The sequence below is a fragment of the Thauera sp. genome (assembly GCF_047601425.1).
Classification (GTDB): Bacteria; Pseudomonadota; Gammaproteobacteria; order Burkholderiales; family Rhodocyclaceae; genus Thauera.
In genome coordinates this window covers 425,016-440,271 of the sequence record NZ_JASGJL010000001.1, presented here as the reverse complement: position 1 = coordinate 440,271, position 15,256 = coordinate 425,016, and the positions used below count along the sequence as shown (strand labels likewise).

Below are 15,256 nucleotides of genomic sequence, written 5' to 3'. Positions count from 1 at the left end.
ACAGTAGCGATCCTGTTCCCTGCTGCACCCAGCCCGGCACCACCAGCCACTGCATCCTGGCCCGGAACTCCGCGAATACTGGCGATTCCGCAAAGAAAAAGGCCAACTCAGCAGAGTTGGCCTTTGATTGGTGGTGGAGCCAGGGAGGATCGAACTCCCGACCTCGTCATTGCGAACGACGCGCTCTCCCAGCTGAGCTATGACCCCACAGAGGACGGCATGATAGCACTTTGGTGACACTGGAGGTCAACCAGGTAGGCGTCTTGTCGCCATGAGGGCACCTATTCAGATCAGATGTTGAGTTGATTGGCGTCACGAAAACTAGTCAGCACGCCGCCCCTCTCGCACCGCTGGTGCGGGGGAGAAAGGCGGCTCTGCCGCTTCAGCGCCGGAGGCGCCTTTTTCGCTCGGCCCGCAGGCCGGGGCGGTGTGTGCTCGGTTGTCCACGGCTGAAGGCTGTCCAACTACCTGTTTATATATATTTGAAAAGCTAAATGCAAAACTACATGCGGGTAGGCTGATGTGTGAAAAACTCGTTTATGGACAATGGGTTGCACCTCTGTCCAGCCCGCTCGATATCGGTGTTTCAGCGTGACCGTATCGGTGTTTCAGCGCAGTGGTATCGGCGTTTCAGCGTGGATAAGTTCGCCCGGAAAACCGCAAACCCTTGCCAGACAAGGGTTCACGCGGTTTCTATGCCGTATCGGTGTTTCAGCGTGGACAACTCTCGTCATCCACAGGCATGCCCACAGGTGATTGGTGACACGCGCATGACCTGGCCAGCTCTCCGGCGTCACCAACTCGATGTGTCGATGGCGATCTCGGGGGCAAGGTAGGACACATCAGAGAGGGTGTCCAACGCCTGCTCGATGGTACGGAAACGCACGGGGCGGTCATCGTGCGTAACGGGGTGCAGACATCCAGACTGACGCGCATACAGCGTGAAGCCTGTCGTGTTGCTCACCGCGAGCACCGCCTGGACGCGATTGGCTCCCGGTGTGTCGCATGCCTCACGGAAGTGCTCGAACGTCCATGCGCGGCTTTTGCGGCCGGGCGGCCTCGTTGAGTCGAAGAAGGTATCGAGGATCACGGCGGGGTCGATGGCCGCTTCGGTGTGATCGGTGGTGCGCTGGTTCATATGAGGGCTCCTGGGGTGTTGAGTGATTGGTGACAAGTTCCGCCGGCGGCCGAGCTGCCGGCGTCACCATCGCGGGCGTTGCCGGCTGGGCAGGCGAATCAGTGCGCCAAGGGCAGCGCATCGACATGTGGCGGGCTGGGGAACAGACGCAGCCCGTCGCGTTCCGGCGCTACCCGAGCGCCGGGGTAGAGCGCATTCACTTCGTGCAGGCAGCGGTGGAACTCCGCCCGAAAGTGCGCCATACCCTGGGGCGTGGTCGCGTAGCCCGCGCCAAACTGGAAGCGAAGGGAAACCCACGGGATCAGCACCGGCCGGCGCAGGATGAACATGCGCCACGTCAGCCATAGATACAGGTCTATCGCCAGCGGTGAGCGCAGCCGGTGCAGCACGCGCAGGTCGAACGGTACGGCGTAGTCCATGCACTCGCGGTAGAACGCATTGGATAGCGTGATCGTGCTTTCCCATAGTGACCGCTCGTGAGGCTTCTTCGGGTTCCAGAGCAACATGCCGGCATCGGACAGCGCCACGTTCTTGTAGGCGTAGTCCTGGCCTTGGTGCGTCGTCACGGAAACGAAGGTGCTGAACAGCTTGGTGGCCTGCACCTTCAATCGGGATGTGTCGCCGCGCTGGCCGCCGCTCGTGGACAGTCCAAGCTTCTCGGCGAACTCGGCCAGGCTGCGCCCAAGCATCAACTCTCGGGAGCCGGTTAGCTTCGCTTCCCTCGTCAGCCACGCGGCAATCAGTCGGGGCAGTTTGCCGTAGGGCAGGCCGATGTCGGGATCGACCAGCATCGTGATGGACGCAAGGCCGTTGTCGCGCTTGTAGTGCGCGCCCTCGACCTTCTTGTGTGGCATCGAGGCCCAGATCATGGCGCGGGCCATGTAGCCGATCTGGCCGGCTTCCGCCGCGTCCTGCTCCTGGATGGCAAGTGCCGTGGCAATCAAGTCCGCGACCTTGGCGGGGCTGGCCCTGGTTGCCTTTCTGGTGGGCGCACGCGCGCTTCTGCCGGTGCCCGGCAGGGGCATTTGAAGACGCTCCACGGCTCACCTCTCGATGCCTGTGGAGCCGCGCGTCGGCTCTGATGAGCGCGCTGGCCTTGGCCGCGATTGCTCGCTCTGGAGGGGGTACACCTTGCCGCTGCCGCCGTTGTAGTGAACTTGCACCGCAGCGCCGCCCAGGCGGCGGTTCTCATCGCGCCATTTGACCGACCCGACCAGCATCACGTCCGTCTTGCGATGGGCAACGGCGGTTTTCATGTGACGGCCGAGCGCCTGAACGAGCCAGTCTCTGGAGTTCAGCAGGATGGTGCCCTTGTAGCTACCATTTCTCCGAGCTGGATGAACCTGCGTGTCGTTGCCGAGCCGTGCCAAGGCGAAAGCCTTGACCTCCAACGGGATGTCGTTGCGATGAAAGAGATAGTCGGCGGGGGCGCGCTCCGGCCGCGCAGCCGCGCCGACCCTTGCGGGACGATGCCGCATCGAGGGTTGATGGTTGTCCATGAGTCACCCCCGTGCATCCGCATGGGCCGCCTGCTGCCGCGCCATTTGCTCGACCTTGGTAGGCCGGCCACGACGAGGGCGTTTGTTGCCGGGGTGGCTTGGATCGGCCGTGCTCTGGCGCTCGATGAACTCGGCCACGTCGATCAGCTTGAACAGGCGCTTGCTGCCGACTTTGAAGGAAGGGATGTGGTACTTCCCTTCCGACAGACGATTGCGGATGGTCTGCGGGTTCTCGCTGGTGATCTCGCCAACCTGCTCGATGGTCAGCGTCGGGGGATACCTCGAACTGAGGAAGTCCAGGAAGGTCACGATGACGGTCATGCGCCACCTCCTGGGCCGAAGCCGAGGAAGGCGCAGCCGAAGACAGGCAGCGCGATAACGGTGATCGCAGCGCGCGTAACGAGGGTAGGGACGAAAGTCATGTTCGCCGCTCCATTCAAGATTGAAGGGGGCGAACGCCGGACGGGTAACTGTCCCCGTCACAGAACCTGCTTTCAGGTCGGTCTAGCCGATGCTGCAACCCCGTTATCGGCCATGTACGGGGTGCCCAATGCCACGTCTCACTTCCGCAGTGTCAACCTCAACATCTTCCGAGGTAGTCAGCACCTCTTTTCGGTGCGGTCACGCGGCCCATCTCCCCGCGTCAGGGTGTCTTAAACCCAAGCCCGGTGCGTATCGGCAAGCGATGGCGCTCTTGGGGCTACAGCGTTCGATCTATCGCTTGTCTTTGGGACAAGCAGCAAAAGTTAGCCAGGTATCACATGGCTTGGGAAGCGCGGGAGGCCGTATCCTGGCTTCGTGCGATGTCGGCACAGGTCTGCGCCGCAACATCCAACGCTGCGGGCCTGTCCCAAATCTGTCCCACTGAGGGACAAAATTTTCCGGGATCGGGCCGGATACCTGAACATCCCGGCTGCTACCGAAAATAATTGATTCGGAGCTGCCAAGTCAGGCTAGATGTTGTCGTAACTCCAATGAAATCAAGGCTTTGAAAACAACAAAGCCCCGGAACATCCTGTGTTTCCGAGGCTTTGTGATGTGGTGTTTTTGGTGGAGCGGAGGAGGATCGAACTCCCGACCTCTGCATTGCGAACGCAGCGCTCTCCCAGCTGAGCTATCGGCCCTGAAAGAAGGCGCATTATAGAGAGCCGGGGCGTGAAATGGAAGCCCCGCCACAGCCCGTCTGGCAGCTTCAACCGCCCTCGCCGGAGCCTACTGCGGCACGCCCCAGCCTGTCGGCGATCGCATGCCATGCGGGCTCGTCGGGCAAAGCCTCGACGAGGATGAAATCGGCGTCCAGCGTGTCGGCGGTGCGCAGGCTGGCGTAGAGATCGTGGGCATAGGCGGCGGGATCGGCGGGCATGGCCTGCCAGATCAGGCGCGAGTCCTGCGGGTCGGCCTGGCCGTACGCCAGCACCGCAACGCGGCTGCCCTCGCCCGCCAGCGTGGCCGCTTCGTCGGCCAGCAGAGCGGACGGCACCAGACGCAACGGGGTGCGCGGCGCGTAGTGGGCGGCCAGGGCGCCGGATACGCGCGGAGCGAGTGCGGCCTGGGCTGCGGCATTTTCCTGCCCTGCACCCTCATGTGGCGATGGCGTTTCCCCGGCCTCGCCGCGCACGCGCGGGCGGCGGCCGATGACGCGGGCGATGGCGTCGGGCGTGATCGCGCCGAGGCGCAGGATCTCGGGCACGTCGCGCGAAAAATCGAGGATGGTGGATTCGATGCCGAAGGCGCAGGGGCCGCCATCGACCACCATGGCGACGCGCTCACCCAGATCTTCCTGAACGTGCAGGGCCGTGGTCGGGCTGATGCGGCCGAAGCGGTTGGCGCTGGGCGCGGCGATGCCGGAGCCGAAGACCTGCAGCATCGCCAGGGCGATGGAATGCGAGGGCACGCGCAGGCCGACGGTGTCCTGCCCGCCGGTGACTTCGTCGGGCACCTCGGGAGCACGCTTCAGGATCAGCGTCAGCGGGCCGGGCCAGAAGGCGCGGGCGAGCGCGATGGCATCCTTGGGGATGCTCTCGGCCCAGCGCGGCAGGTGCTCGGCCGACGGCAGATGCACGATCAGCGGGTGGTCGGCAGGCCGGCCCTTGGCGGCGAAGATTTTCTTCACCGCCTCCGGATTCAGCGCATCGGCAGCCAGCCCATAGACGGTCTCGGTCGGCATGCCGACGATGTCGCCGGCGCGCAGCAGACCGGCAGCCTCGCGGATCGCCACCAGCGTGGGCGGCTCGATGCGGCCGCGCGGCTTGACTGCGGTGTCCTTGCTCACGCCTCGTTCACTCGTCGCGGATGCCGATCGCGGCGCGGGCCTGCAGCGCGCGCTGCAGCACTTCGTCCGCATCCTCGCCGGTGACGACGAAATGGCCCATCTTGCGACCGGGGCGGGCGTGGTGCTTGCCGTACAGGTGCAGGCGCAGCCCGGGCACGGCGTGCAGCACGGCCCAGTCGGGCTCGCGGTAGGCGCCATGGCCCTTGCCGTCGGCATACCAGAGTTCGCCCAGCAGATTGACCATGACTGCGGCCGAATGCTGGCGCGGCACGGCGAGCGGCAGGCCGCACAGCGCCCTCACCTGCTGCTCGTACTGGCTGGCGTCGCAGGCGTCGATGGTGTGGTGGCCGCTGTTGTGCGGGCGCGGCGCCATTTCGTTGACGACGAGTCCGCCGCCACAGACGAAGAACTCCACGCCCAACGTGCCGACATAGCCGAGCTCTTCGGCGATGCGTTCGGCAGTCTGGCGGGCCGTGTCCCTCAAATCGGCCGAAACCTGCGCCGGCGCAATGGTGACGTCGAGGATGCCGTTGCGGTGGCGGTTCTCACCGGCCGCGAAGCAGCGCACCGTGCCGGCCTCGTCGCGCGCCAGCACCACCGAGACTTCGCAGTCCAGCGTCAGCATCTTTTCCAGCACACAGGGTTCGCCCTTGAAATGCTGGAAGGCGGCGACCGCCTCGTCGTGGCTCGCGACCCGCGCCTGGCCCTTGCCGTCGTAGCCGAAGCGCGCGACCTTGAGCACCGCCGGGAACAGCCCGGCATCGGCATGACGGACGTCGTCCTCGCTGCGGATCACCGCGAAGGGGCCGTGCGGCAGGCCATTGTCGGCGAGGAAGGATTTTTCGGCGATGCGGTTCTGGCACACCGCCACCGCGCTCGCCGCCGGGTGCACCGGGATGAACTTGCTGAGGTAGTCCAGCGTGCCGGCCGGCACGTTCTCGAACTCGGTCGTGACCGCCGCACAGCCGCCGCCCAGTTCGTCGAGTGCGGCATAGTCCTCGTAGCCGGCGACCAGGTGACGGTCGGCGATCAGACCTGCAGGACTGTGCGGATCGGGGTCGAGCACCCACACCTTGTAGCCCATTTCATGCGCCGCGGCGACGAAGAAGCGGCCGAGCTGACCGCCGCCGAGCATGCCCAGCGTGGCGGGCGGAAGGATCGTGGAGGAAGTGTTGCTGGACGACATTGGGGGGCCTTCAGTGGGCGGAATTCGGCGGATACGGCTACAGTACGTCAGGCCGGCGGCGGCAGCTCCATGTCGAGCACGGTCTGCGTCTGGCGGGCGCGGAAAGCCTCGAGCTGCGCCGCCAGCTCGGCATTCTCGTTGGCGAGCAGTGCCACCGCGAACAGGCCGGCGTTGGCCGCGCCGGCCTCGCCGATGGCGAAGGTTGCCACCGGGATGCCCTTGGGCATCTGCACGATGGACAGCAGCGAATCCTGGCCCGACAGCGCCTTCGACTGCACCGGCACGCCGAGCACCGGCAGCGTGGTCTTGGCCGCGACCATGCCGGGCAGGTGGGCCGCGCCGCCGGCGCCGGCGATGATCGCCTTCAGCCCGCGGCCGCGCGCGGCTTCGGCGTATTCGAACATCAGGTCGGGCGTGCGGTGGGCCGACACCACGCGCGCCTCGTAGGGCACGCCGAATTCGGCCAGCATCTTGGCCGCCGCCTGCATGGTCGGCCAGTCGGAATTCGAGCCCATGATGATGCCCACCAGGGGCTGGGCGGTCGCGGTCGTATTCATCGTCATCTCTTCAGGCTCACTTGCCGGCGTCGCGCGCCGAGCGTTCGGCGGACACCACGGTGTTCTCGAGCAGCATCGTGATCGTCATCGGCCCGACGCCGCCCGGCACCGGCGTGATCGCGCCGGCGACTTCGGCCGCCGAGGCGAAATCGACGTCGCCGCACAGCTTGCCGGCATCCGGGCCGCTGTCGAGGCGGTTGATGCCGACATCGATGACGGTCGCGCCCGGCTTGATCATGTCGCCGGTGACGAAGCGCGGCTTGCCGATGGCGGCGACGACGATGTCGGCGCGGCGGGTGTGGAAAGCGAGGTCGCGCGTCTTCGAATGGCACACGGTGACGGTGGCGCCGGCATTGGTCAGCAGCATCGCCATCGGCTTGCCAACGATGTTGGAACGGCCGATGACCACCGCCTCGGCGCCCTGCACCGGCACGTCGGCCGTTTCCAGCATCTTCATGACGCCGTTCGGCGTGCAGGGGACGAAGCCTTCGCGGTTCTGCGACAGCAGGCCGACGTTCTCGGCGTGGAAGCCGTCAACGTCCTTGCGGATGTCGATCGCTTCGAGCACCGCCGTCTCGTCCAGATGCGCGGGCAGCGGCAGTTGCACCAGGATGCCATGCACGGAGGGGTCGGCGTTCAGCTCGGCGAGCCTGGCCATGACTTCCTGCTGGGTGGCGTCCTGCGGGTAGTCGAAGCGCAGCGAGCGGATGCCGGCCTTCTCGCAGCCGGCGACCTTGTTGCGCACATAGACGGCGGAAGCGGGATCGCCGCCGACCAGGATGACCGCCAGGCAAGGTTGCACACCGCGTGCCGTCAGCGCTGCGGCACGTTCTGCGATTTCGCCACGGACACGCGCCGACAGGGCGTTGCCGTCGATGATGCGAGCGGTCATCGGTAAAGCCTCGAAAAAGGGCAGGATTTTACAGCAAGGCGCCCGAGCCGCGTACCCATTCATCGCCCAGCCCAGCAGCTGGATCAGCTGGTTATTCCAAGCGAAATTGTCCACTTCATCGCCCGGTTCGGCGGCTCGGCTTTCAGCGCTGCAGCGCGCCCGGCTCCACCGTGACGACGTGCTGCACCAGCTCGGCCAGCGAATTGGCGCCCATCTTTTCCATCACGCGGGCGCGGTGCACCTCCACGGTCTTGATGCTGATGCCCAGCACGTCGGCGATCTGCTTGTTGAGCTTGCCGACGATGATGAGGTCCAGCACCTCCCGCTCGCGCTGGGTGAGATGGTCGAGCCGGCGCGCGGTATCGGCCTCCTGCAGCCGCTTGTTGCGGCTCTCGCGCTCGAGCGTCAGGCACTGCTCGATCAGGCGCAGCATGTCGCGCTCGCTGAACGGCTTCTCGATGAAATCGACCGCTCCCTTCTTCAGCGCCGACACCGCCATCGGCACGTCGCCATGGCCGGTGATGAAGACCACCGGCAAGGTACAGCGCCGGCGTCCGAGTTCCTCGAACATCTCCAGCCCGCTCATGCCCGGCATGCGCACGTCCAGCACGATGCAGCCCGCCATGTCGGGGCGGCAGCCTTCGAGAAAGGCTTCGGCGGATTCGTAGGTCAGCACCTTGTAGTCGTTGCCCTCGAGCATCCAGGTCATAGAGTCGCGCAGGGCTTCGTCGTCATCGACGACATGGATGATCTGTTCAGACGCTGGGTGCAACTCGCTCACTTACGGACTCCGCCGGCAGGGTAAACGAGAATATGGTACCCCCATCCGGGTTGTCGTCGACAACCAAACGTCCATCGTGGAACTCGATGATCGAACGGCAGATGTTCAAACCCATGCCCATGCCCTCTGCCTTGGTCGTGTAGAAGGGCGTGAACAGGCGCTGGCGCCCTTCCTCGCTGATGCCGTGGCCGCGGTCGATCACCGCCACCTCCACGGCCCCGGCCATCCCCTCGCCGCAGCGGCGCGCACGCACCACCAGTTGCCGCTGCTCCGGCAGGGTGTCGGCCATGGCATCCAGGCCGTTGCGGATCAGGTTCAGCACCACCTGCTCGATCATGATGCGGTCGGCGAACACCGGCGGCAGATCGGCTTCGATCTCGGCCACCAGCCTGATGCCGGTGCGGCGCGCGTCGATGTCGGCGAAGCCGAGCGCGTCGTCGAGGATATCGACCAGCTTGACCGCGCTTCGGCGCGGCTCGCTCTTCTTCACGAATTCGCGCACGCGGCGGATGATCTTGCCCGCGCGCTCGGCCTGGAAGCTGGCTTTCTGCATCGCCGCCAGCACGTCCTCGGGCTTCCAGCTGCCGCCCTGCATGCGGGTCACGCAACCGGCGCAGTAGTTGGCGATCGCCGACAGCGGCTGGTTCAGCTCATGCGCCAGCATCGAGGCCATCTCGCCCATCGTGATCAGGCGCGAGGTGCGCTGCAGGCGCTCCTCCTGCTGGCGCGCCACCTCGGCCGTCTGCTTGCGCTCGGTGCTGTCGGTGGCGATGCCCATCCGCACCACCCGGCCATCCACCCAGCGCATCGCCTGTTCGCGCACGTGATACCAGCGCCCTGACAAGGGGTGCTGCAATTCGCCGTCGAACAGCTCGCGCGGCAGCTCGGCCGGCGTCAGGCCGCGTGGGTCGACGCGGTAGTCGCCGCGCTCGGGCTGGGGCACGGCGACGCCGCGCACCGTGTGCCCGACGACGTCGAAGCCGTTGATGCGCTTGAAGGCACGATTGGCGAACAGGATCTCGTCGCTGCGGGCGTCGGCCACGAACACCGCCGCATCGAGCCCATCCAGCACTGCCTCGAAGCGCTCGTGCGTCGCCTCCAGCGCCGCACGCACGCGCTTGGGTTCGGTGATGTCGGTGATAGACGCCATCCAGCCGGTCTGCTGGCCGCTGGCATCGATCAGCGGCGACAGGTAGAAGCGCGCATCGAAGAGTTCGCCATTGCGCCGCTGGATGCGCAGCTCGAAGCCGCTGGCCGGCGCACGCCCTTCGAGCGTCATCTGCAGGTTGCGCTCGCAGACATCCCGCATCTCCTTCGGCCAGTACGGAAAAGGCGCGGTCGCACCGACCAGTTCGTCCTCGCGCCACCCCACCATGCGGCTGAAGGCAGAATTCACGTAGATGATGCGTCCGCTGAGATCGATGGCACGCAGCCCGGTCAGCACCGAATCCTCCATCGCCTTGCGGAAGGCGGATTCGGCACGCAAGGCCTGCTCGGCCGCCTTGCTGCCGGTGATGTCGCGGGCCACGGCATAAACGAGGCCCTCCTCTGGCACCGGGTTGATGCTCCACTCCAGCCATTTGTAGTTGCCGTCCGCACAGCGGCAACGGTTCTCGAACGTCACCGGCTCGCCGGTCGCCAGGCGGCGCAAGGCGTCGAGTGTCGTGTCCACGTCCTCGTCGTGGACGAAATCGACCATCGGCCGGCCCGGCAGGCTGTCGGGCGCATGGCCGAGAATGCGTCCGAAGGCCGGATTGCAGCGGCGGAAGCTGCCATCCAGGCCAAGCACGCACAGCATGTCGAGCGAGAGATCGAACAGCCGGTCGCGCTCCTTCTCGACCTGCATGCGGCGAAGCACGTGGATGCGCAGCGACCACAGGCTCCACAGCACCAGCACCGACAGGCCCAGAATCAGCGCCGCAGGCAGCGCCCATTGCAGGTCACGCAAAGCCATGCCGCGCTCGGCGCCGAACCCAGGCTGCAGCAGCAGCCACACCAGTGCCAGCATGCCCAGCGCGAAGAGCAGCATCGCCACACAGGGAACAGCCCAATAGCGGTGCGGCGAACCGCGGGCAGATTCGGAACGGAACATGGATGGCTTCAGGGGAAGGAGCAGAAATGATGCGGTGCAATACCTGCCGCCCGATTGTCGACGAGCCTCCCGCCAATCGTCATCCGGTTTAACCCTTACCGCGGCATCCGGGTTTCCGCCAACTTTCCCGCCTTCATGCCTGCCAATACAGTCCGGGTATGCCGTTCTCCAGCACCCGGCGCAAACGCCTTGCCACTCTGCCTCTTCCCGTCGCCTGCGTGCGCCCGCACCGTGCTTCAACCATGACCTCGAAGCACGTGCATAGCCTTCTCCAGCACCTTTTCCATGCCTGCCGGCATGCGTCCCATGCGCGCATCCGGGCTTCGCCACGTCAACATCATTGCACATTGCGAAAAGTGGTTTTATAGTTCGAAAAGTCAGCCGCTGGTTGTCGAGGTGGCTGCGCCCGTACCACCAACAGACCTGCCCGACAGGCAGGGTTCGCCAACCGAACGTCATGAGGAGACAAACCATGACCGGAATCAGCAACGTTCTCGCGCAAAACGACACCGACGCGCAGGAAACGAAGGAATGGATCGACGCGCTTGCCGCCGTCGTCGAACACGAAGGCCCGCAGCGTGCCCATTACCTGATCGAAACCCTGATCGCGACCGCACGCCAGGAAGGGGTGAACATCCCCTACGCGGCCAATACCGAGTACATCAACACCATTCCGGTCGAACAGCAGCCTCCCTACCCCGGCGATGCGGACATGGAAATCAAGATCCATTCCTACATCCGCTGGAACGCCATGGCGATGGTGGTGCGCGCGAACAAGGACACCAACGTCGGCGGCCACATCGCCTCGTTCGCGTCCGCTGCAGCCCTCTATGACGTCGGTTTCTCGCACTTCTGGCACGCCCCGTCGGCCCAGCACGACGGCGACCTGATCTTCTTCCAGGGCCACTCGGTGCCCGGTGTCTACGCCCGCGCCTACATGCTGGGCCGCCTGACCGACGAGCAGATGGACAGCTTCCGCCAGGAAACTGGCGGCAAGGGCATCTCGTCCTACCCCCACCCCTGGCTGATGCCGGAGTTCTGGCAGTTCCCCACCGTGTCGATGGGCCTCGGCCCGCTGTGCGCGATCTACTCGGCGCGCTTCATGAAGTACATGGCCAGCCGCGGCATGATCGACCCGGCCCGCGCCGAACAGCGCAAGGTCTGGGCCTTCCTCGGCGACGGCGAAACCGATGAAGTCGAATCGCTGGGCGCGATCGGCATGGCCGGCCGCGAGCGGCTCGACAACCTGGTCTTCGTCATCAACTGCAACCTGCAGCGCCTCGACGGCCCGGTGCGCGGCAACGGCAAGATCGTCCAGGAACTCGAAGCCGAATTCCGCGGCGCCGGCTGGAACGTCATCAAGGTCCTCTGGGGCACCCACTGGGACGCGCTGTTTGCCCGCGACAAGAAGGGCATCCTGCAGAAGCGCATGATGGAAGTCGTCGATGGCGAGTACCAGACCTTCAAGGCCAAGGACGGCGCCTACGTCCGCGAGCACTTCTTCAACACCCCCGAACTGAAGGAACTCGTCGCCGACTGGACCGACAACCAGATCTGGCGCCTGAACCGCGGCGGCCACGACATCTTCAAGATCTTCACCGCCTACAAGGCCGCGGCCGAGCACAAGGGCCAGCCGACGCTGATCCTGGCCAAGACGATCAAGGGCTTCGGCATGGGCCAGGCCGGCGAAGCCATGAACATCTCGCACCAGCAGAAGAAGATGGACGTCGAAGCCATCCGCCGCTTCCGCGACCGCTTCGGCCTGCCGGTGCCCGACGACAAGCTGGAAGAGCTGCCCTACCTGAAGTTCGAGGAAGGCTCGCCCGAACAGAAGTACCTGCTGCAACGCCGCCTGGACCTCGGCGGCTTCCTGCCGCAGCGCCGCACCAAGGCTGAAGCCTTGACCGTGCCCGCGCTGGACACCTTCGCCGCACTGCTGAAGGCTTCGGGCGAAGGCCGCGAGCTGTCGACCACGATGGCGATCGTGCGCATGATGAACACCCTGCTGAAGGACAAGCAGATCGGCAAGCACATCGTGCCGATCGTGCCGGACGAGTCGCGCACCTTCGGCATGGAAGGCATGTTCCGCCAGTACGGCATCTGGAACCAGGAAGGCCAGAAGTACGTGCCGGAAGACCATGACCAGCTCATGTTCTACAAGGAAAGCCAGACCGGCCAGGTGCTGCAGGAAGGCATCAACGAAGCCGGCGCGATGGCCGACTGGATCGCCGCCGGCACCGCCTACAGCGTGCATGGCGTGCAGATGATCCCGTTCTACATCTTCTATTCGATGTTCGGCCTGCAGCGCACCATGGACCTGTGCTGGGCGGCCGCCGACCAGCGCACCCGCGGCTTCCTGATCGGCGGCACCGCCGGCCGCACCACGCTGAACGGCGAAGGCCTGCAGCACGAGGACGGCCACAGCCTGCTGATGGCCAACATGATCCCGAACTGCATCAGCTACGATCCGACCTTCCAGTACGAAGTCGCCGTCGTCGTGCAGGACGGCCTGCGCCGGATGTTCGCCGAACAGGAGGACATCTATTACTACATCACGGTGATGAACGAGAACTACGAACATCCCGAGATGCCTGCCGGCGCCGAAGCCGACATCCTCAAGGGCCTGTACCTGTTCCGCAAGGGCGGCGACGCCGCCGGTCCGCGCGTTCAGCTGATGGGTTCGGGCACGATCTTCCGCGAAGTCATCGCCGCCGCCGAGCTGCTCAAGAACGACTGGGGCGTCGAGGCCGACATCTGGGGCGCGCCCAGCTTCAACGAACTGGCCCGCAACGGCCAGGACGTCGAGCGCTGGAATCTGCTTCACCCGGCGGAAGAGCCGAAGAAGACCCACGTGCAGCAGAAGCTCGCCGGCTTCGAAGGCCCGGCCATCGCCGCCACCGACTACATCCGCATGCTCCCCGAGCAGATCCGCGCGCAGCTCGACCGCCGCTACGTCACGCTGGGCACCGACGGCTTCGGCCGCTCCGACACCCGCGAGAACCTGCGCCACTTCTTCGAGGTGGATCGCCACTGGGTGACGCTGGCTGCGCTGAAGGCGCTGGCCGATGACGGCGTGATCGGCCGCGACAAGATCGCCGCCGCCGTGGCCAAGTACAACCTCGACCCGAACAAGCCGAACCCGATGTCGGTTTGAGCGAGCAAGGAGACAAGAACATGAGCCAACTCATTGAAGTGAAGGTTCCGGACATCGGCGACTTCTCCGACGTGCCGGTCATCGAGCTGTTCGTCAAGGTCGGCGACACCATCGCCGTCGATGACGCCATCGCCACGCTCGAATCCGACAAGGCCACCATGGACGTGCCCTCGTCGGCCGCCGGCGTGGTCAAGGAAGTGCTGATCAGCCTCGGCGACAAGGTGTCCGAAGGCAGCGTGCTGATCAAGATCGAGGCCGCCGGCGCCGCTGCTGCGGCCCCTGCTCCGGCTGCCGCCTCGGCGCCGGCACCCGCGGCCGCTCCGGCGGCAGCCCCGGCCGCCGCAGCACCGGCGGCCGGCGGCGGTGTGGTCAACGTCGTCGTGCCCGACATCGGCGACTTCTCCGACGTGCCGGTCATCGAACTGTTCGTCAAGCCCGGCGACACCATCAAGGTCGACGACGCCATCGCCACGCTCGAGTCCGACAAGGCCACCATGGACGTGCCGTCCTCCGCCGCCGGCGTGGTCAAGGAAGTGCTGGTCCAGCTCGGCGACAAGGTCAGCCAGGGCAGCCTGCTGATCAAGGTCGAGACCGCCGGCGGCGCAGCCGCCGCGGCCGCCCCGGCTGCTGCACCCGCGCCCGCTCCTGCCGCCGCAACGGCTCCGGCCGCAGCCGCGCCAGCCCCGGCGGCCAGCGCCCCGGCACCGGCTGCTTCGCCGGCCGCAGCGTCCGCGGTCACGCTCGGCGGCAAGGTCCACGCCAGCCCCTCGGTGCGCGCCTACGCCCGCGAGCTCGGCGTCGATCTCGCCCAGGTCAAGGCCACCGGCCCCAAGGGCCGCATCGTCAAGGAAGACGTCACCGCCTTCGTCAAGGGTGCGATGAGCAGCGGCACGGTGCCGGGCAAGACGCCGGCTGCCGCGGCAGCCGGTGCCTCGCTGGGCGGCGGGCTGGATCTGCTGCCGTGGCCGAAGGTCGATTTCGCCAAGTTCGGCGAAGTCGAGGTCAAGCCGCTGTCCCGCATCAAGAAGATCTCCGGCCAGAACCTCGCCCGCAACTGGGTGATGATCCCGGCGGTGACCTACCACGAGGACGCCGACATCACCGACCTGGAAGCCTTCCGGGTGGCGATGAACAAGGAGCACGAGAAGTCCGGCAAGAAGCTCACCATGCTCGCCTTCATCATCAAGGCCTCGGTGCGCGCGCTGCAGGAATTCCCCGAGTTCAACACTTCGCTCGACGGCGACAACCTGGTCTACAAGAAGTACTTCAACATCGCCTTCGCCGCCGACACGCCCAACGGCCTGGTCGTTCCGGTGATCAAGGACGCCGACAAGAAGAGCGTGTTCGAGATCGCCGCCGAATCCGGCAACCTGGCCAAGCTCGCCCGCGACGGCAAGCTCAAGCCGGCCGACATGTCCGGCGCCTGCTTCACGATCTCGTCGCTCGGCGGCATCGGCGGCACCTACTTCGCGCCGATCGTCAATGCGCCCGAAGTCGCCATCCTCGGCGTCAACAAGTCGGTGCTGAAGCCGGTGTGGGACGGCAAGCAGTTCGTGCCGCGCCTGACCCTGCCGATGTCGCTGACCGCCGACCACCGCGTCATCGACGGCGCCCTGGCAACCCGCTTCAACGTGTACCTCGCGCAACTGCTGGCGGACTTCCGCCGCGTGATGCTGTAAGGAGAC

The 15,256-nt window shown here is 65.7% G+C and carries 12 protein-coding genes and 2 tRNA genes; 2 read left to right on the top strand and 12 right to left on the bottom strand.

The window, feature by feature from the left end; all coding sequences use genetic code 11:
- Positions 1-131: 131 nt before the first annotated feature.
- The 12 genes from QM748_RS02155 to QM748_RS02100 all read right to left on the bottom strand — a co-directional run bounded on the left by QM748_RS02155 (position 132) and on the right by QM748_RS02100 (position 10,417).
- Positions 132-207, bottom strand: a tRNA-Ala gene (locus QM748_RS02155).
- A gap of 586 nt (positions 208-793) precedes the next feature.
- Positions 794-1,138 carry a hypothetical protein gene (locus tag QM748_RS02150; RefSeq protein ID WP_415245438.1) on the bottom strand — a complete coding sequence of 115 codons (345 nt, stop codon included), beginning with the start codon at positions 1,136-1,138 and terminating at the stop codon, positions 794-796.
- A 98-nt stretch (positions 1,139-1,236) separates the two neighbouring features.
- The gene (locus QM748_RS02145) at positions 1,237-2,163 is read right to left on the bottom strand and encodes a replication protein RepA (protein WP_415245437.1); all 927 of its coding nucleotides are present in this window, start codon (positions 2,161-2,163) and stop codon (positions 1,237-1,239) included.
- Between the two features lie 18 nt (positions 2,164-2,181).
- Positions 2,182-2,637 (bottom strand): hypothetical protein, encoded by a 456-nt coding sequence (locus QM748_RS02140; RefSeq protein WP_415245436.1) that lies wholly within the window; start codon positions 2,635-2,637, stop codon positions 2,182-2,184.
- Positions 2,638-2,640: 3 nt separating this feature from the next.
- Complete coding sequence (locus QM748_RS02135) at positions 2,641-2,958, bottom strand: helix-turn-helix domain-containing protein (protein WP_415245435.1); 318 nt, start codon at positions 2,956-2,958, stop codon at positions 2,641-2,643.
- A gap of 727 nt (positions 2,959-3,685) precedes the next feature.
- Positions 3,686-3,761 (bottom strand) — tRNA-Ala (locus QM748_RS02130).
- A gap of 68 nt (positions 3,762-3,829) precedes the next feature.
- Complete coding sequence (locus QM748_RS02125; RefSeq protein WP_415245434.1) at positions 3,830-4,909, bottom strand: L-threonylcarbamoyladenylate synthase; 1,080 nt, start codon at positions 4,907-4,909, stop codon at positions 3,830-3,832.
- Positions 4,910-4,916: 7 nt separating this feature from the next.
- Complete coding sequence (locus tag QM748_RS02120; RefSeq protein WP_415245433.1) at positions 4,917-6,095, bottom strand: 5-(carboxyamino)imidazole ribonucleotide synthase; 1,179 nt, start codon at positions 6,093-6,095, stop codon at positions 4,917-4,919.
- A 47-nt stretch (positions 6,096-6,142) separates the two neighbouring features.
- Positions 6,143-6,652: a 5-(carboxyamino)imidazole ribonucleotide mutase gene (gene purE, locus QM748_RS02115; RefSeq protein WP_415245432.1), complete on the bottom strand. Its 510-nt coding sequence runs from the start codon at positions 6,650-6,652 to the stop codon at positions 6,143-6,145.
- 16 nt (positions 6,653-6,668) lie between these two features.
- Positions 6,669-7,544: a bifunctional methylenetetrahydrofolate dehydrogenase/methenyltetrahydrofolate cyclohydrolase FolD gene (gene folD, locus QM748_RS02110; protein ID WP_415245431.1), complete on the bottom strand. Its 876-nt coding sequence runs from the start codon at positions 7,542-7,544 to the stop codon at positions 6,669-6,671.
- A 142-nt stretch (positions 7,545-7,686) separates the two neighbouring features.
- On the bottom strand, positions 7,687-8,325 hold the full coding sequence (locus tag QM748_RS02105) for a response regulator transcription factor (protein WP_415245430.1): 639 nt from the start codon (positions 8,323-8,325) through the stop codon (positions 7,687-7,689).
- On the bottom strand, positions 8,300-10,417 hold the full coding sequence (locus QM748_RS02100) for a PAS domain S-box protein (RefSeq protein ID WP_415245429.1): 2,118 nt from the start codon (positions 10,415-10,417) through the stop codon (positions 8,300-8,302). The genes QM748_RS02105 and QM748_RS02100 overlap by 26 nt, the downstream gene beginning before the upstream one ends.
- Positions 10,418-10,889: 472 nt before the next feature.
- Here QM748_RS02100 and aceE point away from each other — a divergent pair, with 472 nt between their 5' ends.
- Positions 10,890-13,571: a pyruvate dehydrogenase (acetyl-transferring), homodimeric type gene (gene aceE / locus QM748_RS02095; protein ID WP_415245428.1), complete on the top strand. Its 2,682-nt coding sequence runs from the start codon at positions 10,890-10,892 to the stop codon at positions 13,569-13,571.
- A gap of 20 nt (positions 13,572-13,591) precedes the next feature.
- On the top strand, positions 13,592-15,250 hold the full coding sequence (aceF, locus tag QM748_RS02090) for a dihydrolipoyllysine-residue acetyltransferase (protein WP_415245427.1): 1,659 nt from the start codon (positions 13,592-13,594) through the stop codon (positions 15,248-15,250).
- Positions 15,251-15,256: the final 6 nt, after the last annotated feature.